The organism is Staphylococcus sp. GDY8P57P, assembly GCF_017892585.1.
Taxonomy (GTDB): domain Bacteria; phylum Bacillota; class Bacilli; order Staphylococcales; family Staphylococcaceae; genus Staphylococcus; species Staphylococcus borealis.
Genome location: NZ_JAESLK010000144.1, coordinates 1 through 792, shown reverse-complemented (window position 1 = coordinate 792; position 792 = coordinate 1). Strand labels below are relative to the sequence as shown.

General features: G+C 44.4%; 1 protein-coding gene. It reads left to right on the top strand.

Translation table 11 applies throughout. The features are described 5' to 3' along the window. A partial coding sequence (istB, locus tag KA878_RS14025; protein ID WP_210142258.1) for an IS21-like element ISSau9 family helper ATPase IstB occupies positions 1-615 on the top strand: 615 nt, incomplete at its 5' end. Between the last annotated feature and the right edge of the window lie 177 nt (positions 616-792).

Below are 792 nucleotides of genomic sequence, written 5' to 3'. Positions count from 1 at the left end.
AAGAATGACCGCTGGATCCGGTCTAAATCCACACGGATCCGCCGTGCGAACTTTCCGGAGAAAAAGCTGCTGGAGGAGATTGATACTCGAGCGCTGCCGACAGATGCGCAGCAAAAACTGCCCAACTTACAGACGCTCGATTTCATCAAAGCTGGACAGAATGTGATTCTGACCGGTTCTCCAGGAACCGGCAAGAGCCACCTGGCGATCGGCTTAGGGGTAGTAGCTTGTTTAGCGGGCTACAAGGTTTATTTCGCCAGTGTCTCGTCCTTAATCAATCAGTTGAAGGAAAGCCGGTCCGAAAGGACCTTACGCTCTTTCGAATTGCGATTTGAGAAATATGACCTCGTTATCATTGATGAATTAGGCTACATTTCCTTCGATAAAGAAGGGGCTGAATTACTGTTTACACATTTGTCGTTGCGTGCTGGTCGATCCTCAACCATTATTACGAGCAACCTGTCTTTTGCGAAATGGGAAGAGGTATTCCATGATCCTATTTTGACCGCCGCATTGACGGATCGCTTGACGCATAAATCGCACGTGGTGAATATGATCGGCCCATCTTACCGAATGAGAGAAACGCAAAAGTGGCTTGAAAATAGCCATTCATAAGTGGCTCAAAATTAAATTGCGAAATGGCTTAACGTAAATGTTCAAATAGCCCCCACCTTCTATCTCGTCCAGTTGGTTTCCCCAGTCCATAAATATCAGATGAAGACAAGGCACTAAAAGTTTTTATAAAATTGGTTGATTTAGGTTTTACATTATGTTGCTAACTTTAATATTTAC